Below are 18,871 nucleotides of genomic sequence, written 5' to 3' on the forward strand. Positions count from 1 at the left end.
ACTGAACTGTTGAAACTTCCAACAGAATAAATTGCCCTTTGTGTGTGTTAGAGCTATGATTAGCGACAAATTGTTATTTACGTCCTGACGTAGGAGACAGTGTCTTTTGCAAACTTTGCGTGCGTCAAAATGTGGTTTGTCCACAACTCAACTCCCTTCCTCAATTCTAGATGTGATTGATAGCCTGACAAAAGCAGGCTACGAGGCATATATTGTGGGTGGTGGTGTTCGAGACATGATGTTAGGTCTTAATCCAAAGGATTTTGACGCGGTTACTAATGCTACACCAGCCCAAGTCAAAGAGGTTTTTGGTCGACGTTGCCGGATTATCGGACGACGTTTTGAGTTAGCACATGTCTATTCTGGTCGCGAACTGATTGAAGTTGCGACATTCCGTGCTCCGCCGAAAAAAGCAGTCACCAGTGCATCTGGGATGATTCTTCGTGATAATAACTGGGGAACGATTGAGCAAGACTTTGCTCGTCGAGACTTTTCGATCAATACCTTGTACTACCAGCCACGAAAAGGGGTTGTACTTGATTTCTGCCATGCAGTAGATGATATCAATACACGTACTTTACGTTTCCTTGGTGAACCTGCACAGCGTTTTGAAGAAGATCCTGTACGCATGCTGCGTGCTTTGCGCTTTGCCGCAAAATTGAATTTTAAAATTGATCAATCCATTCTTGATGTTTTTGATGCTGAGATGACGCAATTGTTGCGTGATGTCTCGCCACATCGTTTATATGATGAGTCTCAAAAACTATTCACTATGGGACATCTGACCCGTGTTCTACCGATGTTGATTGAGTTTGGTGTTTGGAAACAGCTTTTTGCTGAAATTCCACCGAATCTTACCGCTTTTATTGAGCGTGCAGCACGGAATACCGATCAGCGAATTCAAGTTGGTAAAACCATTAATCCAGCATTTTTCTATGCTGTATTGTTGTGGAAACCCTTTCTAGAGCGTTGTGATGCCTATCTAAGCAAAGGGGTTGTGCCTGCGGAAGCGCGTGCACAAGCTGGTTTGGATGTGTTGAAGCGTCAAGCGACGCGCACCATCATTCCGCGTTTTGCTGAAACCTTTATTCGTGAAGTTTGGGAAATGCAAACCCGTTTGCTCAATCCAAAACCACAACAAATCGAAGCACTGGCTGGACATGCGCGTTTCCGTGCAGGCTTTGACTTCCTGCTGTTGCGGGAAAAATCAGGTGATAGCAGTACTGAAGGTATGGGCGTTTGGTGGGAAGCCTACCAAGAAATGACCACAGACCAAAAAGAAGCTGTGATTCGTCAATACAACCGTCAACGTAGTAAGACACGTCGTAAAGCAGCTGAGGTGGATGAGCCGAAGACTACTGAAATTGAGCCTTTAGTCAATGTACCTGAGCCGAGAAGTCGTCGAGGCAAAAAAGAGCGTGTTAGAGCTGATGAATCGGCCAGTCGTTTTATTGAGAAAGCATCTTCGACTTCAGGTCAAATCAATGCCGATCACCCGATCCTCAAGCGTAAACGTGTACAACGTGATCTTAGCCAAGTGGTTTTTGGGCCAACGCAATGACCATTCGTACTTATATTGGTCTAGGCAGTAACTTAGGCGATTCGCAGCAGATTTTGAGTGAAGCTGTTGCGAAGCTCGCGACCTTGGGAGCTGTACAGGTATCGCGACTGTATCAAAGTCCGCCGATGGGACCACAAGATCAACCCAACTATTTAAATGCCGTTGTTCAACTGGATACCACGCTAGCACCACTTGCTTTACTTGATCAATTACAACAATTTGAGCAAGAGTCGGGACGTGTCCGGTTACGACGTTGGGGAGAGCGGACCCTTGATCTGGATTTATTAATCTACGGTCAAGCGCAGATCCAAAATGAACGTTTGACCGTGCCGCACATGGGGCTCTTGCAACGTGATTTTGTGATTATTCCCTTATTAGATTTAGATGCTCATTTACAATTAAATGGACATTCATTAAAAGATTTAGAACTGGTGCAGCAAGCAAACTTGACTGTAATAGCAGACCAGTCTTGGGCAACTGCTTAAGACTGTTTCGTTCTGGAAACGCCTGTAGAGGACATCATCATGATTAGTCTAAGTGACTTAAGAAAGTTTAAAGCCGAAGGACGCAAGTTCTCATGTCTTACTTGCTATGATGCAAGTATGGCTAAAGCTATGGAATTGGCTGAAATTGATACGATTTTAATCGGTGACTCTCTAGGAATGGCGATTCAAGGCAGAGACTCTACACTTCCTGTCACTGTCGAAGATATGGCTTACCATACCGCAGCTGTACGTCGTGGTAATGCGCATGCCTTAATCATGACTGATCTACCATTTATGAGCTATGCAACGCTTGAAGATGGCTTGAAAAATGCCAAGACTGTAATGCAAGTCGGTGCACAAATGGTCAAGATTGAAGGTGGGGCTTGGCTTAGCGAGTTGGTGACGGTATTAACCCGTAATGGTATCCCTGTCTGTGTCCATTTAGGTTTAACACCACAATCTGTACATGTGTTTGGTGGCTATAAACTACAAGCAAGAACACGCGAAGCAGCAGATCAATTGATCGCAGATTGCCAAGCAGTAGTTGATGCAGGCGCTGCGGTTTTATTACTTGAGTGTGTGCCAGCTCAATTGGGCAAAGAAATTGCTGAATTATTCCCGAATACGCCTGTGATCGGAATTGGCGCGGGCAATGAAACTGATGGTCAGGTTTTGGTGGTACAAGATATGCTCGGTTTGACCTTTGGTCGCGTAGCACGTTTTGTGCGCAACTTTATGAAAGAACAAGCGGGTGAAACCGCGATTGTTGATGCGTTTAAATCGTACCATGCCGCAGTGCAAGACCAGTCGTTTCCAGCCAAGGAACATACTTTCCAAGTTGAGCTTTAATTCATGAAAACTGAAACAACAATACAAGGCTTAACTGCATCACTTGCGCCTGCGCGCAGTTCAAAAAAATTGATTGGTTTTGTGCCAACCATGGGGAACTTGCACGAAGGTCATTTGACCTTGGTGCGTGAAGCAAAAAAACTGTGTGATGTGGTGGTGGTGAGTATTTTCGTCAATCCAATTCAATTTGGTGCAGGCGAGGATTTTGATAGCTATCCACGTACTTTAGAGCAAGATAGCCGTTTATTGGCAGATGTTGGTTGCGATATTATTTTTGCCCCAACGGTTGAGCAAATGTATGGCACTCAACCACGTTTGACCAATATTAGTGTGGGTCAAATTACCGATGACCTGTGTGGGAAATCACGTCCAGGTCACTTTGACGGCGTTGCAGTTGTGGTCACCAAACTGTTCAATATCGTCCAACCTGATTTTGCTTTCTTTGGTCAAAAGGACTATCAGCAATTGGCGGTGATTCGCCAGTTGGTACAAGACCTGAATATGCCATTAGAAGTCATTGGTGTGCCGATTGTCCGTGCTGAAGATGGTCTTGCTTTAAGCTCGCGTAATGGGTATTTGACTGAACAGCAACGTGTTGTTGCACCGACGATTTACCAACTGCTCAAACAAGCTGAACAGCAATTGCATGAAGGACAAGCTTTGTCACAAGTGTTAGAAAATATCTCTGCTCAATTGACACAAGTGGGTTTTGTTGTGGATTATGTGGAAGCTCGACAAACCAACTTGCAACCGATTCAACAATTTGACCAAAACTTGGTGTTATTTATTGCAGCCAAGCTTGGTTCAACACGGTTGATTGATAACCTACAAATCGACTTTAAAACATAAAAAATGAAGGGCAAAACGCCATGAAGCGTATTCTTATCGTTACAGGTCAATCCGGTTCAGGAAAATCATCTGCACTGCAAGTGCTTGAAGACTTGGGCTATTATTGTATAGATAATTTACCTTTGGCGTTATTGCCTGAAATTGTGGCAAAACTTGATCATGAAAATAATCTGGAGCAACTCGCATTAGGCGTCGATATCCGAAGTACCCGTGCGGATATGCAAGAGTTTGATCATGTGTTTCAGCAGTTACAACGGCACGGCACGGTTGATATTATTTATCTAACCACACAGGATCAGGACTTGATTGCGCGCTTTAGTGCATCACGTCGACCACATCCTCTGGCCAGTCGCTTTAATAGTCTGTTGCAATGTATTCAGGAAGAGAAGCAATTGCTCATTCCGATACAATTCCGTTCCACGGTGCATATTGATACAACGGATAAAAGTGTTCATGATTTAAAACATATTTTATTGTCTAAGCTTGGGCAGTCAGATAATTTAATCGTCATTTTACAGTCCTTTGGTTATAAGCATGGTATTCCGTTAGACGCAGATTATGTTTTTGACGTACGACATTTACCAAATCCGCATTGGGATTTAGAATTACGCCGTTTTTCAGGTTTAGATGAGCCTGTACGCCGCTTTTTAGAAGGTAGTCAACAAACCAATGAGATGTTTGAAGATATTTATACTTTTCTAGACAAGTGGTTGCCTGCTTTTGCAGAAGGGCATCGCCATTACATGACCATTTCTGTGGGATGTACAGGCGGGCAACATCGTTCGGTTTATATCGTAGATAGACTCAAACAAGCCCTTGAGGCAAAATGGGCTGTCCAAATCTTACATAGAGAAATGAAGCACTGGTCATGATAGACACAACAATTGATGTAATTAATAAACTCGGCTTACATGCTCGCGCATCTGGTAAACTAATTGAAGTGACGACCAAGTTTCGTTCTTCTATCCAAATTGGTAAAGGCGATAAATTAGTTGATGCAAAAAATATTATGTCATTGTTGATGTTAGGTGCGGGTAAAGGCACTACATTAAGATTGGTGATTGAAGGTGCTGATGAAGATAAGGCACTGGAAGAAATTCAAACGCTGTTCGCAGCAAAATTTTACGAGGCAGAGTAATAGTGGCACGTGGTACCCAACGTTATACCGATGAAGATTTTGAGTCATTAGAAGGACGTGCGAGTAGAACTGAGCAAAAAAAAGCTGTGCAGCGAATGGCAGCTTTGGGTGAGCAATTGGCTCAACTGAATAAAAAACAGATTCAGAAACTTCCAGTTGATGAGCGTCTCATTGATGCTTTACTTGAAATACAAAATATTAGTGCGCATGAAGCACGCCGTCGTCAATTTTTACGTATCGGTAAATTATTGCGAAATGAAGATGAAACCATCATTTTATCTTATTTAACACCGCAGCAAGGTGCTAAAAAACAAATGCAATTAATGCGTTGGGTTGACCGTATGATTGACCAAGGTGATCCAGTGATCAATGAGTTTAGTAAGGTGTTTAATGCATCTGAACGCCATACCTTGCGTCAGCATGTCTTGCGCATTCACCGTGATATGAAGCAGCAAGTGAGTGAAGAAGACCTTGCAGCATCTAAGCTTAAATTTGTGAATTACGTACAACAAGTTGCTTTGTTATCTGAACAAGGTTAAAACTAAAAAAGAAGTTTCCAAGGAAACTTCTTTTTTGATTATGAGTTTACTGAGCTATCTGCCGCCCGTTCCTTTGCCCATTCTCTTAAAATAAATTTCTGTAATTTCCCTGTCGAAGTTTTGGGGATCTCAGTAATCACCACATCTTTTGGGACTTTAAATCGAGCGAGTTCTTTTTGACAATGGGCAATGATTTCCTCAGCCGATGCGGATGCTCCTTGTTTGAGTTCAATAAAAGCACACGGCACTTCTTGCCAGCGTTGATCAGGTTTGGCTACCACTGCGGCAGTGAGCACAGCAGGGTGGCGATAAAGCACATCTTCAACTTCGAGCGAGGAAATATTTTCTCCACCTGAAATAATAATATCTTTCGAGCGGTCCGTAATTTTGGCATAACCATCAGGATGACTCACAGCTAAATCACCTGTGTGAAACCAGCCACCTTTAAATGCTTCTTCTGTGGCTTGGGCATTTTTCAAATAACCTTTCATCACGATATTGCCACGGAACATGATTTCACCCATGGTTTTTCCATCATTGGGTACCGGTTGCATGGTGTCTGGATCAAGCACACGCATGCTGTCTTGCAAAGGATAAGGCACGCCTTGACGAGAGTGGAGTTGTGCTTGCTCCTGAATGGATAAATCGCTCCAGCCAGCCTGTGAAGCACATAAGGCAGAAGGACCGTAGGTTTCAGTCAAACCATAAACATGATTGACGTTAATACCGATATTGCGCATCCCCTCAATGATTGCTACAGGTGGTGCAGCACCTGCCACCATAACTTCAACATCATGCTCAAAAGCCGTTTTCTGTTCGCTTGGCGTGTTGATGAGCATGGACAATACAATTGGTGCGCCACAGAAATAATCTACTTTGTATGCTGCAATGTATTTGAAAATTAATGCCGGATCGACACGACGCAGACAAATATTAGTACCGCCACTGGCTGCAATTGACCAAGCAAAGCACCAGCCATTGCAATGAAACAGAGGTAAGGTCCAAAGGTATACAGCACGAGGTTTCATACCACAGGCCAAAATATTACTTGCGGCATTCAGATAAGCACCACGATGATGATAGACCACACCTTTAGGATTGCCTGTGGTACCTGAGGTATAACTCAGACTAATTGCATCCCATTCATCTTGAGGCAGTAACCATTCAAAGGCAGGATCACCTTGTGCTATCCATGCTTCATATTCAAATTGACCAATTGCAATTTGTTCACCATCAAACTCAGTATCAAAGACATCAATCACAATAATGTCCTGTGGAACAAGCTTGAGTGCTTCTTCTGCAACCTGACGAAATTCAGGATCGACCAATAGCACTTTAGCTTCAGCATGTTCCAGCATAAATGCAATGGTCTTGGCATCGAGACGGGTATTCAAGGTATTCAGAACTGCGCCAGCCATCGGCACTGCAAAATGTGCTTCAATCATGGCAGGGATATTAGGCAATAGCACTGAAACTGTATCGTTCTTTTGGATACCTAAATGACGGAGCTGATGCGCAAACTGACGGCAGCGCTGATAAGTCTGTTGCCATGTGATTTGGCGTTGGCCATGGATAATTGCAGCTTGATTGGGATAAATATAAGCAGCCCGTTCCAAGTAGCGTAAGGGTGATAAAGCAACAAAATTTGCTGGATTTCTGGGTAGTTCGTCATATGCACTTACCATGTGTCTTGCTCCATTTCCGTTTTTTTCATTTATTGGTATTAACCTAGACTGTCATCGAGTCTAAATCATTTAGGCTTTAGTCGGAGATGAATCTGAACTGATCTCGGGTTTTTCTGGTTCAGAGGTTTCATCCATAGCTAAACCCGTGTAAAATCTTCGATACTTTTTTATCCGCCGTTTTTTATTTTTTGAGGCTTGCCTCAATACATAATCTCGCGGTGATATGCTCCTTCGTATAGGGCATCACTCCTTAAGGATTTTATTATGCCAATCATTACTTTACCAAATGGTGATCAGAAACAGTTTGATCATCCGATTTCTGTGATGGAACTTGCTCAGAGCATTGGTCCAGGTCTTGCAAAGAATACTGTTGCTGGCCGTATCAATGATCGCTTGGTGGATGCTTGTGATTTAATCACAGAAGATGCGACAGTTCAGATTATTACCCCTAAAGATGAAGAAGGTTTAGAAATCATTCGTCACTCATGTGCGCACTTGGTCGGACATGCTGTTAAGCAATTGTTCCCAGAAGCGAAAATGGTGATCGGTCCTGTGATCGAAGAAGGTTTCTACTACGACATCTGGATGCCACGTCCATTTACTTTGGATGATATGGCTGCAGTTGAAGAGCGCATGAAAAAGCTCATCGACCAAGATTATGACGTCATCAAAAAGATGACACCACGTGAAGATGTGATCGCTGAATTCACAGCACGCGGTGAAGAATACAAGTTACGCTTGATTGCAGACATGCCAAATGAAACTCAAATGGGCTTGTACTACCATCAAGACTATTTAGATATGTGCCGTGGTCCACACGTACCTAACACTAAATTCTTAAAATCATTCAAACTCACTAAAATCTCTGGTGCTTACTGGCGTGGTGATGCGAAGAATGAACAGCTACAACGTATTTATGGTACTGCTTGGGCTGATAAAAAACAGTTAGCTGCTTATATCAAACGTATTGAAGAAGCTGAAAAGCGTGACCATCGTAAAATTGGTAAGGCATTAGACTTGTTCCATATGCAAGAAGAAGCACCGGGTATGGTGTTCTGGCATCCGAACGGTTGGACGATTTACCAAGTGCTTGAACAATACATGCGTAAAGTTCAGCAAGACAATGGTTACCAAGAAATTAAGACACCGCAAATCGTAGACTTTACGCTTTGGGAAAAGTCTGGGCATGCGGCAAACTATGCTGAAAATATGTTTACGACTCACTCTGAAAGTCGTAACTATGCAGTCAAGCCAATGAACTGCCCATGTCACGTACAGGTCTTTAACCAAGGTTTGAAATCTTACCGTGATTTACCAATTCGCCTAGCTGAATTTGGTTCTTGTCATCGTAATGAGCCATCAGGTTCTTTGCACGGCATTATGCGTGTTCGTGGTTTTACTCAAGACGATGCCCATATCTTCTGTACCAAAGAACAGATTGGTAAAGAAGTTGCAGACTTTATTAAGCTGACTTTGGATGTGTATAAAGACTTCGGTTTTGAAGAAGTGCAAATGAAATTGTCTACACGTCCAGAAAAGCGTGTGGGTGATGATGCACTTTGGGACTTGGCTGAAAAATCTTTAGCAGATGCTTTAGATGATGCTGGCTTGGCTTGGGACTTACAACCAGGTGAAGGCGCATTCTACGGTCCGAAAATTGAATTCTCATTGAAAGACTGCTTAGGCCGTATCTGGCAATGCGGTACAATCCAGTGTGACTTCAACTTACCAATCCGTTTAGATGCATCTTATGTCACTGAAGACAATGATCGTGATCAACCAGTCATGCTTCATCGTGCAATTCTTGGCAGTTTCGAGCGTTTTATTGGTATACTAATTGAACACTATGCGGGCTTCATGCCACCATGGCTTACACCAATCCAAGCTTGTGTCATGAATATTACGGATTCACAAGCGGAAGCAAGTGAGCAAGTGGTCGCAAAACTCAAAGAAAATGGTCTTCGTGCTATTTCTGACTTGAGAAATGAAAAGATCGGATTTAAGATTCGTGAGCGTACCCTAGAGCGTATTCCTTACCTTCTTGTTCTCGGTGATCGAGAAGTTGAAGAAGGTACAGTCAATGTGCGTACTCGCTCAGGAAAAAATTTAGGTACTATGTCAGTAGATGCATTTATTGACTTAGTGAAATCTGCCGTTGCCGAACGTGGCCGGTATATCGTGGAGTAATAAAGATTAAACAGCCTGACCGTAACCAACAACAAGGTGCTAAAAGTAACCGTCCTGCAATTAACGATGAGATCCGTGCGAAAGAAGTACGCCTCGTCGCTGCAGATGGAGAACAAAAAGGTGTTGTTTCATTAAATGAAGCATTGCGTGCTGCAGAAGAAGCTAATCTTGACCTTGTTGAGATTGTGGCGAATGCAGAACCACCTGTTTGTAAAATCATGGACTACAACAAGCACTTATTTGACTTAAAGCAAAAGCAAAAAGATGCGAAGAAAAAACAGCATCAAGTGCAAGTGAAAGAAATCAAATTACGTCCTGCAACGGATGTAGGTGATTACCAAATTAAATTGCGTGCAATTTTACGTTTCCTTGAAGAAGGGAATAAGGTAAAAATCACTTTGCGATTCCGTGGTCGTGAGATGGCACATCAACAGCTTGGTTTGGCTCAATTGCAAAAAATTGAAGCAGACGTTGCTGAATTTGGCGTGATTGAACAAGCGCCGAAGATGGAAGGTCGTCAAATGGGCATGTTAATTGGTCCGAAAAAGAAAAAGTAATTTTTCTTATAAAAAAAGCACCGCTCTCAGCGGTGCTTTTTTATGCCTAAAAATGTATAACCTAATTCGAGATAAATCTGTTAAAAAAATTCTCAGCATCATTGGAACAGATGAAAACAAGCTATGATAGGGTTTGTTGATAATTACACTATTTAAAAATAGGAATAAGATATGTCTACAATTACTGGTACTCAACAACTCTCTGAAATTAATCAAAAAGTGGTGCAAGAAGGCGAAGTTCTGCCTCAAGTTAAACTCAAAGATGGTAGTCGAGTACAAACCGGTACCGTCGCGACCATGCTGCACAATATTAATTTATATAATGCAGGCGTTCGAGGTACGGTTGAAGATGAACTGATTTTAGCGGTGCCCACCTTATTTAAAGTCGGGATGTTTGATTTGTTCTCTGTGGAAGAGTGGATCAATGGCAGTAATGCTGGTCGTAAATTCGTTGGAGAGAAAGCCAAAGAATTCTTGGATAATCAAGCTTAAATCTTTGCAACATTGTCTTTGAAAACACCGCTTTATTGTTTCTTTTCGTGCTTGTCTACTGATCAATAAGTAGGAAGTGTGCTATAACGCAACAACAGTCAAGATAACGATGAATAGGACAATATAAAATGATTGACTTATATTATTGGGGTACACCCAATGGCCATAAAATAACAATCGCCTTAGAAGAAATGGGGCTCGAATATCAGATTTTTCCAATCAATATTTTGGAAAATGATCAGTTCCAGCCTGATTTTTTAAAAATCTCTCCCAATAATAAAATTCCAGCAATTGTCGATCAAAATGGTCCAAGAGGTGAACCGATTTCAGTATTTGAGTCGGGTGCGATCCTACAATATTTAGGTCGAAAAACAGGTTTGTTCTATCCGACCGATGAGCAAGAGCGAGTCGAGGTTGAACAATGGTTGATGTGGCAAATGGGGGGATTTGGTCCAATGCTTGGGCAAAATCACCACTTCAATAAGTTTGCCTCTGAACGTATTCCTTATGCGATTGATCGTTATGTCAATGAAACCAAGCGTTTGTATAGTGTCTTAAACAAACAGTTGATTGGTCAAAAGTTTGTAGCAGGCGAATACTCGATTGCGGATATGGCGATCTTACCTTGGGCATTGCGTTACGAATGGCAGGGCATTCAACTTGAAGACTATCCGTATGTGCAAGATTATATTGAACGCTTAACAGCTCGCCCTGCAATACAAAAAGCCTTGTCGATCAAAGTTGGATGAATCAAGGTATTGGACGACACTGCTACTTAAAGCATTGGGCGATTGCGATGGGATTGTTGTTGCTTACGGCAATTTCATGCAGCCTCATGCAGTATTTTCTTGGAATTGATATTTTCTGGTTTATTGTTCTAGCCTTTATAGGAAGTCTCAGTTTAATTTTTTCATCTTTATTTGCGTGGTTGCAGCTTGAAACTGGAAACTCGTATTTTAGTTCAGGGGTGTTTGTTGGATTTTTAAGTGTATATCTATTGTTATACATTTATCTTGACCTTACTGTGTCTATTGACTGGGCAGCAGTCTCTGCAGGTGAAATGCAGCTGACGTGGTACCAAAAAATGGTTAAGTCTGATCTTACATTTTGGATCGCATTCCTTTTTCCATTCGTTTTTTCAGTTATGTATTTTTCTATTCGGTCTAAAAAAGCGAAAACCAAAAATTAATCTTTGCAAACGCTATGATTTCGGGCATGTAAGCCTGACTATTTTATAATTGTGTAATTTTTCATCTAGTCTATGCATGTTCAGGCTACGATGCTTTAAGTTCAAAAAAGATAAAGCATCATGCAAGCAAAAAAATCAGCCCTTTATTTAAAAAAGCTTGGTTTTGAAGGAGATTTCTCTCCAACTTTGGCCAATCTAAAAAGCCTATTAAGTCTTCATGTACAAGCTATTCCTTTTGGTAATTTATCCTCTTTTTTAGGAGAGGAGGTTTCATTAGCGTCAGACCCACTTGCGCAAAAATTATTAATTGAAAATCGTGAAGGCTATTGTTTAGAACACAGTACCCTAACCAGAATTGTTTTAACTGAACTGGGTTATAAGGCATATAACGTACTCGGTCGAGTCTATTATCAAAGTTCGCCTGTCAGTACTCCGGTGAGAACTCATTTGGTCACACTGGTATGTATTGATCAGCAATTGTTTCTGTATGATCCCGGATTTGGGGGATGACCCCGACCACGGTTTTATCACTTGAGCATATAGGTGAAACACAGCAGACACCGTTAGAGCCTTTTAGATTTGTTGAAGCTGCCCAGAGCGGTTTAGATGTGACAGTGCTGACGGAAATGACTTATATGTTGCAAGTCTGTATTCATAATCAATGGATCAATGTCTATTCGATTAACCCCAACCAACAAATTGCAGATGCAGATGCTGTAGTTGCAAACTGGTACATTTCGACTTCGCCTGAATCCTTATTTACCCAGTATTTAATGTTATCTACTGCCAATGCAGAAATGCGAATAACCTTAAAAGATCGTGTTTTAAGAACACATGGCAAAGAAAGCTCTGACAAGAAAGAGTTAAACACCTTGGATGAATTTGAGGGTGTGATTAAAGCAGTCTTTCGGATTGATATTTCGCAGGAGATGCTTGAAGCGACTTGGGCAAAATTAACCTTGAATCCATAGCGTTCACGTTATATGGTCTGCTCTTGATGATGTGTGGCTGCCTGTTTGAGAGAACCTTGTTTTGATGTCTTATTTGTTATTGTTTCTCTCAGCCTTTGGTGCTGCCACCTTATTGCCTTTACAGTCTGAAGCGGTATTAATGACCTTGCTGATACAAGGTTTATCCAATCCTTTTTATCTCATCTTGGTTGCGACCATTGGCAATGTCTTGGGTTCCTGTGTGAATTGGTGGCTTGGATTAAAAATTGAGCATTTTAAAGATAAGAAATGGTTTCCTGTTTCAGAACAACGGTTGTTACAAGCACAGCAGATTTATCATAAATATGGCTTTTATTCCTTACTACTAAGTTGGACTCCTGTGATTGGTGATCCCATTACCTTGATTGCTGGGTTGATGAAAGAGAACTTTTGGCGATTTTTATTGATTGTCACCATCGCCAAAGGTGGGCGTTATTTAACGTTATATGCTTTATATATCGGGCTCTTTTAATGAGGACGGGAAAGATGGGCTCTTTCCCTTTTATTTAGTGATCCGAACCTTTCGTAATATCGACTTTGAATAAGTCATTGGTTTTAAACCAGCAGTAACTTACTACAGCAAGGGTCATACAACCCCCAAGAATAGTTGCCGTGATTGTGCCGAGGTATTTGGCTGCGAGACCTGATTCAAAAGCCCCCAGTTCATTACTTGAAGAAACAAACATCCCATTCACTGCCGCGACACGACCGCGCATATTTTCAGGTGGGAAAATTTGCAAGATGGTTTGACGAACCACGACTGAAACACTGTCACAAGCACCGGTCATGGCTAAGGCAAATAATGAAAGCCACATATGATTTGAGAAGGCGAACAGAATGGTAAAAATACCAAAACCTGCTACCGCTAATAACATATTTCGCCATGCATGTTGCATCGGAGGAAATTTGGTGAGTGCAATCATGGTGATGAGAGCACCAATAGATGGAGCGGCACGTAAATAGCCAAGACCTTCAGGGCCGACTTTTAGGATTTCCTCAGCGAAAATTGGCAATAACGCAATCACACCACCAAATAGAACCGATACTAGATCAAGTGAGATTGCCCATAAAACGATTTTAGTTTTCCAGATAAAGCGGAAACCATCAGTCAGGCTTTGTAGTACATTCTCCGTTTCCATTTTAGGGAAAGTACGATTTTGTAAACGCGTAATTAAGATGAAGCAGGTGGCCAATAAAGCCGTAACAGCAAATAAGCTGGTTTCACGTCCCAGAAATGCCAGCATAAAACCACCGAGCATAGGACCGATGATCACACCACTTTGCCATCCAATTGTAGTCCATGTTGCACCATTGGCATACAGTTCACGCGGAATTAGAAAAGGTTTAAGTGAGGTTGCCGATGGATTATAAAAACCTCGAATGGTCCCTAAAGCAAAAATCACGGCATAGATACCCCAAGACAGCGTGCTGATACCAATTTTTTCTAAGCCGTGTAAATGAAACAGTGTCCAGAGAATTAAAGGTAATGGAATCGAAAAGAATAAGCAGATTTTCATAATGGTCTGTTTATTCAATTTGTCGGCGAAATAACCGCCCCATAAAGACAGCGTGATAAATGGAATCGCTTCTGCCAGACCAATGAAACCCAAGGTGAGTGGATCACGGGTGATTTGATAAAGTGAATAGGCGACGATAATTTCCTGAATCAAAATTGCCAGTGTTAAGCAGAATTGATTAACGGTCACAATAGAGAAATCTCGGTACCGTAATGCAGCGAAAGCATCATTTTGTATAGTCATATTCTTTTGAATTTAAGAGCTTGTATTTATTATAGGTGTTAATTTTATGGATGTTTCTCGTAATTTGAGAATTGGTTATAGAAAATAACGTTTATAGAAAAGAGACGATTTACTATCAAAAAATGAGCATTTTACTTTCGTTTTAGCTTGCTATGCTTTAGAATACTGGCTCCCTTACCTGCAGGTCGTTTTTGCAATGGTGCAAACGTTCCGAACAGGTGTTCAAAAGAGGTTGTTATGCCTAAGATGAAAACTCGCCGTGGTGCAGCTAAACGCTTCAAAGCGACTGCAAACGGCTTTAAGCGTAAACAAGCGTTCAAACGCCACATTTTGACCAAAAAATCTGCTAAGCGTATCCGTCAATTGCGCGGCTGTGTAATGGTTCACGTAAGTGACGTTGCATCAGTTCGTGCTATGTGCCCATACATCTAAGGAGATTATAAATGGCTCGTGTAAAACGTGGTGTAGTGGCTCATCGTCGTCACAAAAAAATTCTTGCTCGCGCTAAAGGTTACTATGGTGCTCGTTCACGCGTTTATCGCGTAGCGTTCCAAGCGGTAATCAAAGCTGGTCAATACGCTTACCGTGACCGCCGTCAAAAGAAACGTCAATTCCGTGCTTTATGGATTGCGCGTATCAATGCTGGTGCTCGTCTTAACGGTTTGTCATACAGCCGTATGATCGATGGCTTGAAAAAAGCTCAAGTGATCATCGACCGTCGCGTATTAGCTGACATCGCTATGCATGATGCAGTTGCATTTGCTGCTTTAGCTGAAAAAGCTAAAGGCGCATTAGCTGCATAAGCTTAGAGATTCAAAGAAGGCCGCTTTTTAGCGGTCTTTTTTATTTTTAGTGACTTGGATTTTCAATAATAGATAATAATCAGAGATAGATGATGCAAGACGAACAATTTTTAAATGATTTAATTCAACAAGTCCAACAAGGTCGCCCATTTAAATATTTATATTTCTGGGGACATACTCCAAAGCAAACCAACCATGTAGACAAAAGCTGTTTTAGCCAGTGGTTTCCATCGCCATTCAAACAGGAGGGTGTTGAATATCTCACAGCGGAACATTATATGATGGCGCAGAAAGCAAAACTCTTTAACGATGATGAGAAATTTAATCAGATTTTGAAGGTCACACATCCGAATGAAGCAAAACAGCTAGGCCGAAAAATACAGCACTATGACGAACAATTGTGGCAGGAAAAGCGCTTTGATATCGTGGTACAGGCAAACTTTGCCAAATTTTCACAGCATCCTGAATTAAGAGATTTCTTGATTGCCACGCATGATCGTATTTTGGTTGAAGCATCGCCGGTTGATAAGATTTGGGGGATTGGTATGGCACAAGATCACCAGCATATCCAAGACCCGAGCCAATGGCAGGGATTAAATTTACTTGGTTTTGCACTTATGCAGGTGCGTGCTCAGTTGCTATAGGCACAAAATGAAAAAGACCGCTTTTTAGTGGTCTTTTTCATTGGCTAATTTTTTAAGTACTTTATATATGGCATAGATAAAAGCAAGAACCAGAATAAAAAGATTACCCCAATCAACTGCGAAATAAGCTAAGGTCCATAACGCACAATAACACCATAGCATGGACCATAGAAATTTTATGATTCCTGACCAATGAAAGTGGGGTTGAGGTTCTGTGAATGAAAAAGTTTCATGCTCTGCTAATGGGAGAGTGTTTTTTGAAAAATCGATAGAATCTATAGATTTAGGATGAAATTTAAAAGCATTGTGTTGATCATGGTAGTCACTGATATTTGAGTTCTGATATTGGTTGGCCGTATATTTAAAGATAAGGACGTGGAATTCTTCGAGTGTATTACGTGCAGTATCAAATTCTAGTTTTTCAGTTTCAGACATGTGCCAGTAATCACCATTGTCATTTTTGATATGAGATTCATTATCAAACTGACTTTTTAAGCGAGCAGCATTGAGCATTAAAATACTGGCATAATTCTTTTTCAGATTATAGGGGAGTACAGGGAACTGTTCTTCAATTTGATACATATCGCCTTCATAGCAATTATTATCAGTCAACGGAATAGGGTAACTTCCAAAGCGTCGAGCCACTGCAAAATGATAGATTTTTTCTTGGTATTCATTGAAAAAGCTTTGCCAAGAGATAGGTTTTAAATCTTCAGCAATACTGGAAATAGCCACGACAGGAAGATCGATCAACACATAGTTTTCAACGCTGTCATGGTAATTGTTATAGTCTGAGTATAATGGGTATCCATCGTTATCATAGCTTTGCCAAAGTGATTTTTCTTCACAATGGATCAGTGCTTTTAACTGTTGTTGAGGAAAATGGCAGACAATACAAAAGTCACTATCACTTTGGGTGAAATTAAAAAGTTTCGATTCGTTCAAATAATTTGAGAGATTGGATGCCGAATGTAAACTGATTTTTTCTAGACCTTGTGATTTCAGAAAACTTAAAAAATGTGAAGCAGAGCCTGCCAGTAAATTACCTTGCTCAATATTTCGTAAAATAGGAAAGTGGGTGAAGAGTAAAGGGTGGCGGTCTAAAAGCTCGGAATCTACGCCGCCAGTTAAAAATTCATTTCCATAACTGACTAATGCGATTTGACGGTAAATTCTTGGTAAATGGAGATACACTCTTCTTCCTATTATAATCATTTTGAATTAGAGATAGAGTGATCAAAAAGTAATGAGAAAACAATACCATTTTCGCAATATTGGACAAGATCTCTATATCTGGGATGTTCATCATTTACTTGAGTTGACGAAAAACTTGATGCCTAAGAAAATTTTACTGGCTGATATTCAAGAGCTAAACGAAGCCTATTGGTTTCCAGATCAATATCCAACAACACAACAAATCATTGAGCACTTTCAACTGATTCAAGATGCTGATCTGAGTTATCCAATTATCTTATGTGCACAAGGGCGTGTGATGGATGGAATGCATCGCGTCGCTAAAGCCAGTTTACTTCAATACACAGATATTCTCGCCGTGCAATTTGAACAAACCCCTGAACCTGATTTCCTCAATATGGATGAAGATGATTTAGATTATGATGAGTAAGATAATCTATTGATTTATTTAATGATTACATAACCCAAACATGTTCGATTAGACTTTTACGCTGAAATCTTTTTACAGTAAAGAAAACAGCGTCAGGATAAAAATATGTTAGTGAGTGTAGAAGGGTTACAGCAAGGTGCATTTGAAACAGAACTGAGTATTGTGCCTAGAAAGGGTGAAACCATCCGAATTTTTTATGGGCCAGATGCTGAAGTTGAAGGTGAAATTGAAAATGTGCATCACATTGTTAATCAGCATGATGGCGGGCATAAAGTGATTATCAGAATTCGCCCCACCTTCTAAAACGATAAAAGAAAAACCTAGATGGTGTGATCTAGGTTTTTTTATGCATGGTGTTGTTACAGACCAAAATAATAAGCAAGCAGACAGATAATTACAGTTAGGATAATCAGTTTGATAACACCTGATGTGCCAACTTTATGCTGTTGGGCTTTATCTAGTTGATGTGGGATTTCCATCGTTCGATCAATAATTTCAGGCTCTTCTGCTGTGAATTGGGCCGTTTGGTAATGATTTGCTGTTTTCACAATTAATTTTGCAAATAAATCATCGGTCTTCTGGGCGAAATTACGCAAATTGATTTGTTCTTCATGACTGATCAATTCACCTGTCGCATGATAAGGATGTTGTCTTTGTTGCTCCAAATAATCAGCCAAAGCTTGAGTACGATATAACAGGCGATGTGCACAATCAGCGGGATAATCAGTTGGAATCAATGCGAGTTGCTGGTTTGGTGTACTGATCGAATCAAATTCATAGCCATAGAAAGGGAGGTCCTGTTGTTCTGGCTCAGAAAAATGTTCTGCATATTTACTATCGAACAGTTCTTTTTCCAAAAAAATGGCCACCTGATTCCAATTCACTTTTTGTAAGTCAGTATCAATTTTTTTAGCGAATTTATCATTCAACTCATAACGCCAAAACACTTCTTGGCGGAGTGTTGTTTGTTGGGGTGTCGGTATATTAAAGGTTTGATCAGTGTTATCCCATTCAGCCAGTTCATGTCCACAAATCCATGCGGTTTTTTTATTGCCTTGATGGCTCACAATAAAATGTGCGAAGGGAAGCAACTCTACATTGGCATTTGGATTTTGCTCATCATTGAGTACGCTGGATAAATGTAGGCTGAGTTTTTTAACCCCTTGTTTTTTTAAGCCTTCAAGCCAAATCTGGAAATGTTGTGCCAACAGGTGCTGGGAGAGTAAATCCCTAAAGATCAGTCGATTCTGATTGAAAATCGGATGTTCAATCCAACGACTAAAATTGAGTTCACCTGCAAGAAACTCATTGCCATAAGTCACAAGTGTAAGCTGTTGTTTCCAGATTTGATCAAGCGCCATCGTTATTCTTTCTCATTGACGATATCGGTATCTTATACATTTTATTCAATTATTGATTAATTTTTACGAAAATTTAAGCCATCTGCTTCATATTCTTGTTGTTTTATCTTTAAATTAAAACTGAAAAAGTACTCTATTTAAACAGTCGTTTATCTTCAT

General features: G+C 40.8%; 22 protein-coding genes and 1 pseudogene. 19 read left to right on the forward strand and 4 right to left on the reverse strand.

Annotated elements, in window-relative coordinates; translation table 11 throughout:
* Nucleotides 1-106: 106 nt before the first annotated feature.
* Genes pcnB through yjgA form a run of 7 tightly spaced genes read left to right on the forward strand, consistent with a single transcriptional unit; the run spans nucleotide 107 to nucleotide 5,421 of the window.
* A complete protein-coding gene (gene pcnB / locus WA352_RS05800) occupies nucleotides 107-1,561 on the forward strand; it encodes a polynucleotide adenylyltransferase PcnB (RefSeq protein ID WP_005207055.1) in 1,455 nt (484 codons plus the stop codon).
* The gene (gene folK / locus WA352_RS05805) at nucleotides 1,558-2,046 is read left to right on the forward strand and encodes a 2-amino-4-hydroxy-6-hydroxymethyldihydropteridine diphosphokinase (RefSeq protein ID WP_004804461.1); all 489 of its coding nucleotides are present in this window, start codon (nucleotides 1,558-1,560) and stop codon (nucleotides 2,044-2,046) included. Before pcnB ends, folK begins: the two co-directional genes overlap by 4 nt.
* Before the next feature lie 39 nt (nucleotides 2,047-2,085).
* Nucleotides 2,086-2,895, forward strand: a complete 810-nt coding sequence (gene panB / locus WA352_RS05810) for a 3-methyl-2-oxobutanoate hydroxymethyltransferase (RefSeq protein ID WP_004655682.1) — start codon at nucleotides 2,086-2,088, stop codon at nucleotides 2,893-2,895.
* 3 nt (nucleotides 2,896-2,898) lie between these two features.
* Nucleotides 2,899-3,744, forward strand: a complete 846-nt coding sequence (gene panC, locus WA352_RS05815; protein WP_004804463.1) for a pantoate--beta-alanine ligase — start codon at nucleotides 2,899-2,901, stop codon at nucleotides 3,742-3,744.
* 20 nt (nucleotides 3,745-3,764) lie between these two features.
* Complete coding sequence (gene rapZ, locus WA352_RS05820) at nucleotides 3,765-4,616, forward strand: RNase adapter RapZ (protein ID WP_004804464.1); 852 nt, start codon at nucleotides 3,765-3,767, stop codon at nucleotides 4,614-4,616.
* The gene (locus WA352_RS05825; RefSeq protein ID WP_004804467.1) at nucleotides 4,613-4,882 is read left to right on the forward strand and encodes an HPr family phosphocarrier protein; all 270 of its coding nucleotides are present in this window, start codon (nucleotides 4,613-4,615) and stop codon (nucleotides 4,880-4,882) included. Before rapZ ends, WA352_RS05825 begins: the two co-directional genes overlap by 4 nt.
* Nucleotides 4,883-4,884: 2 nt before the next feature.
* Nucleotides 4,885-5,421: a ribosome biogenesis factor YjgA gene (gene yjgA / locus WA352_RS05830; RefSeq protein WP_005207061.1), complete on the forward strand. Its 537-nt coding sequence runs from the start codon at nucleotides 4,885-4,887 to the stop codon at nucleotides 5,419-5,421.
* Between the two features lie 38 nt (nucleotides 5,422-5,459).
* Here yjgA and WA352_RS05835 read toward each other — a convergent pair whose 3' ends face one another.
* On the reverse strand, nucleotides 5,460-7,106 hold the full coding sequence (locus WA352_RS05835) for an acyl-CoA synthetase (RefSeq protein ID WP_033133839.1): 1,647 nt from the start codon (nucleotides 7,104-7,106) through the stop codon (nucleotides 5,460-5,462).
* Nucleotides 7,107-7,370: 264 nt separating this feature from the next.
* On the opposite strand from WA352_RS05835, the gene thrS reads away from it, so the two are divergent.
* From thrS to WA352_RS05870, 7 genes and pseudogenes are all read left to right on the forward strand, one after another.
* A complete protein-coding gene (thrS, locus tag WA352_RS05840; protein WP_005184776.1) occupies nucleotides 7,371-9,293 on the forward strand; it encodes a threonine--tRNA ligase in 1,923 nt (640 codons plus the stop codon).
* Nucleotides 9,294-9,298: 5 nt separating this feature from the next.
* A complete protein-coding gene (gene infC, locus WA352_RS05845; protein WP_081400781.1) occupies nucleotides 9,299-9,850 on the forward strand; it encodes a translation initiation factor IF-3 in 552 nt (183 codons plus the stop codon).
* A gap of 171 nt (nucleotides 9,851-10,021) precedes the next feature.
* The gene (locus WA352_RS05850; protein ID WP_033133840.1) at nucleotides 10,022-10,342 is read left to right on the forward strand and encodes a DUF7709 family protein; all 321 of its coding nucleotides are present in this window, start codon (nucleotides 10,022-10,024) and stop codon (nucleotides 10,340-10,342) included.
* Nucleotides 10,343-10,470: 128 nt separating this feature from the next.
* Nucleotides 10,471-11,091 (forward strand): glutathione S-transferase N-terminal domain-containing protein, encoded by a 621-nt coding sequence (locus tag WA352_RS05855; RefSeq protein ID WP_004804476.1) that lies wholly within the window; start codon nucleotides 10,471-10,473, stop codon nucleotides 11,089-11,091.
* Nucleotides 11,088-11,531, forward strand: a complete 444-nt coding sequence (locus WA352_RS05860) for a hypothetical protein (protein ID WP_033133841.1) — start codon at nucleotides 11,088-11,090, stop codon at nucleotides 11,529-11,531. Before WA352_RS05855 ends, WA352_RS05860 begins: the two co-directional genes overlap by 4 nt.
* A gap of 120 nt (nucleotides 11,532-11,651) precedes the next feature.
* Nucleotides 11,652-12,502: pseudogene (locus WA352_RS05865) on the forward strand (arylamine N-acetyltransferase family protein).
* Between the two features lie 64 nt (nucleotides 12,503-12,566).
* Nucleotides 12,567-12,992 carry a YqaA family protein gene (locus WA352_RS05870; RefSeq protein ID WP_005207073.1) on the forward strand — a complete coding sequence of 142 codons (426 nt, stop codon included), beginning with the start codon at nucleotides 12,567-12,569 and terminating at the stop codon, nucleotides 12,990-12,992.
* Between the two features lie 34 nt (nucleotides 12,993-13,026).
* On the opposite strand, the gene WA352_RS05875 is transcribed toward WA352_RS05870, so the two are convergent.
* Nucleotides 13,027-14,280: an MFS transporter gene (locus tag WA352_RS05875; RefSeq protein ID WP_005207075.1), complete on the reverse strand. Its 1,254-nt coding sequence runs from the start codon at nucleotides 14,278-14,280 to the stop codon at nucleotides 13,027-13,029.
* 237 nt (nucleotides 14,281-14,517) lie between these two features.
* On the opposite strand from WA352_RS05875, the gene rpmI reads away from it, so the two are divergent.
* The 3 genes from rpmI (at nucleotide 14,518) to WA352_RS05890 (ending at nucleotide 15,727) form a co-directional block, all read left to right on the forward strand.
* Complete coding sequence (gene rpmI, locus WA352_RS05880; RefSeq protein ID WP_004804484.1) at nucleotides 14,518-14,712, forward strand: 50S ribosomal protein L35; 195 nt, start codon at nucleotides 14,518-14,520, stop codon at nucleotides 14,710-14,712.
* A gap of 11 nt (nucleotides 14,713-14,723) precedes the next feature.
* The gene (gene rplT / locus WA352_RS05885) at nucleotides 14,724-15,083 is read left to right on the forward strand and encodes a 50S ribosomal protein L20 (RefSeq protein WP_004664213.1); all 360 of its coding nucleotides are present in this window, start codon (nucleotides 14,724-14,726) and stop codon (nucleotides 15,081-15,083) included.
* A 92-nt stretch (nucleotides 15,084-15,175) separates the two neighbouring features.
* The gene (locus WA352_RS05890) at nucleotides 15,176-15,727 is read left to right on the forward strand and encodes an NADAR family protein (protein ID WP_004804485.1); all 552 of its coding nucleotides are present in this window, start codon (nucleotides 15,176-15,178) and stop codon (nucleotides 15,725-15,727) included.
* Between the two features lie 24 nt (nucleotides 15,728-15,751).
* On the opposite strand, the gene WA352_RS05895 is transcribed toward WA352_RS05890, so the two are convergent.
* The gene (locus WA352_RS05895) at nucleotides 15,752-16,921 is read right to left on the reverse strand and encodes a hypothetical protein (RefSeq protein ID WP_005207080.1); all 1,170 of its coding nucleotides are present in this window, start codon (nucleotides 16,919-16,921) and stop codon (nucleotides 15,752-15,754) included.
* Between the two features lie 52 nt (nucleotides 16,922-16,973).
* On the opposite strand from WA352_RS05895, the gene WA352_RS05900 reads away from it, so the two are divergent.
* Nucleotides 16,974-17,351, forward strand: a complete 378-nt coding sequence (locus WA352_RS05900; protein ID WP_005207082.1) for a hypothetical protein — start codon at nucleotides 16,974-16,976, stop codon at nucleotides 17,349-17,351.
* A 105-nt stretch (nucleotides 17,352-17,456) separates the two neighbouring features.
* A complete protein-coding gene (locus WA352_RS05905; protein WP_004655648.1) occupies nucleotides 17,457-17,654 on the forward strand; it encodes a hypothetical protein in 198 nt (65 codons plus the stop codon).
* 56 nt (nucleotides 17,655-17,710) lie between these two features.
* Here the strand turns inward: WA352_RS05905 and WA352_RS05910 are convergent, their stop codons facing one another.
* Complete coding sequence (locus WA352_RS05910) at nucleotides 17,711-18,712, reverse strand: hypothetical protein (RefSeq protein ID WP_033134674.1); 1,002 nt, start codon at nucleotides 18,710-18,712, stop codon at nucleotides 17,711-17,713.
* Nucleotides 18,713-18,871 lie beyond the last annotated feature (159 nt).

The organism is Acinetobacter sp. 102, from assembly GCF_037028485.1.
In the GTDB taxonomy this organism is placed as follows: Bacteria; Pseudomonadota; Gammaproteobacteria; order Pseudomonadales; family Moraxellaceae; genus Acinetobacter; species Acinetobacter higginsii.

Excerpts from the sequence above, each read along its gene's own strand:
- folK (WP_004804461.1), top strand. The coding sequence starts at position 1,558 with ATGACCATTCGTACTTATATTGGTCTAGGCAGTAACTTAGGCGATTCG.
- panB (WP_004655682.1), top strand. The coding sequence starts at position 2,086 with ATGATTAGTCTAAGTGACTTAAGAAAGTTTAAAGCCGAAGGACGCAAG.
- panC (WP_004804463.1), top strand. The coding sequence starts at position 2,899 with ATGAAAACTGAAACAACAATACAAGGCTTAACTGCATCACTTGCGCCT.
- rapZ (WP_004804464.1), top strand. The coding sequence starts at position 3,765 with ATGAAGCGTATTCTTATCGTTACAGGTCAATCCGGTTCAGGAAAATCA.
- WA352_RS05825 (WP_004804467.1), top strand. The coding sequence starts at position 4,613 with ATGATAGACACAACAATTGATGTAATTAATAAACTCGGCTTACATGCT.
- WA352_RS05835 (WP_033133839.1), bottom strand. The coding sequence starts at position 7,106 with ATGGTAAGTGCATATGACGAACTACCCAGAAATCCAGCAAATTTTGTT.
- thrS (WP_005184776.1), top strand. The coding sequence starts at position 7,371 with ATGCCAATCATTACTTTACCAAATGGTGATCAGAAACAGTTTGATCAT.
- WA352_RS05850 (WP_033133840.1), top strand. The coding sequence starts at position 10,022 with ATGTCTACAATTACTGGTACTCAACAACTCTCTGAAATTAATCAAAAA.
- WA352_RS05855 (WP_004804476.1), top strand. The coding sequence starts at position 10,471 with ATGATTGACTTATATTATTGGGGTACACCCAATGGCCATAAAATAACA.
- WA352_RS05860 (WP_033133841.1), top strand. The coding sequence starts at position 11,088 with ATGAATCAAGGTATTGGACGACACTGCTACTTAAAGCATTGGGCGATT.
- WA352_RS05870 (WP_005207073.1), top strand. The coding sequence starts at position 12,567 with ATGTCTTATTTGTTATTGTTTCTCTCAGCCTTTGGTGCTGCCACCTTA.
- WA352_RS05875 (WP_005207075.1), bottom strand. The coding sequence starts at position 14,280 with ATGACTATACAAAATGATGCTTTCGCTGCATTACGGTACCGAGATTTC.
- rpmI (WP_004804484.1), top strand. The coding sequence starts at position 14,518 with ATGCCTAAGATGAAAACTCGCCGTGGTGCAGCTAAACGCTTCAAAGCG.
- rplT (WP_004664213.1), top strand. The coding sequence starts at position 14,724 with ATGGCTCGTGTAAAACGTGGTGTAGTGGCTCATCGTCGTCACAAAAAA.
- WA352_RS05890 (WP_004804485.1), top strand. The coding sequence starts at position 15,176 with ATGCAAGACGAACAATTTTTAAATGATTTAATTCAACAAGTCCAACAA.
- WA352_RS05900 (WP_005207082.1), top strand. The coding sequence starts at position 16,974 with ATGAGAAAACAATACCATTTTCGCAATATTGGACAAGATCTCTATATC.
- WA352_RS05905 (WP_004655648.1), top strand. The coding sequence starts at position 17,457 with ATGTTAGTGAGTGTAGAAGGGTTACAGCAAGGTGCATTTGAAACAGAA.
- WA352_RS05910 (WP_033134674.1), bottom strand. The coding sequence starts at position 18,712 with ATGGCGCTTGATCAAATCTGGAAACAACAGCTTACACTTGTGACTTAT.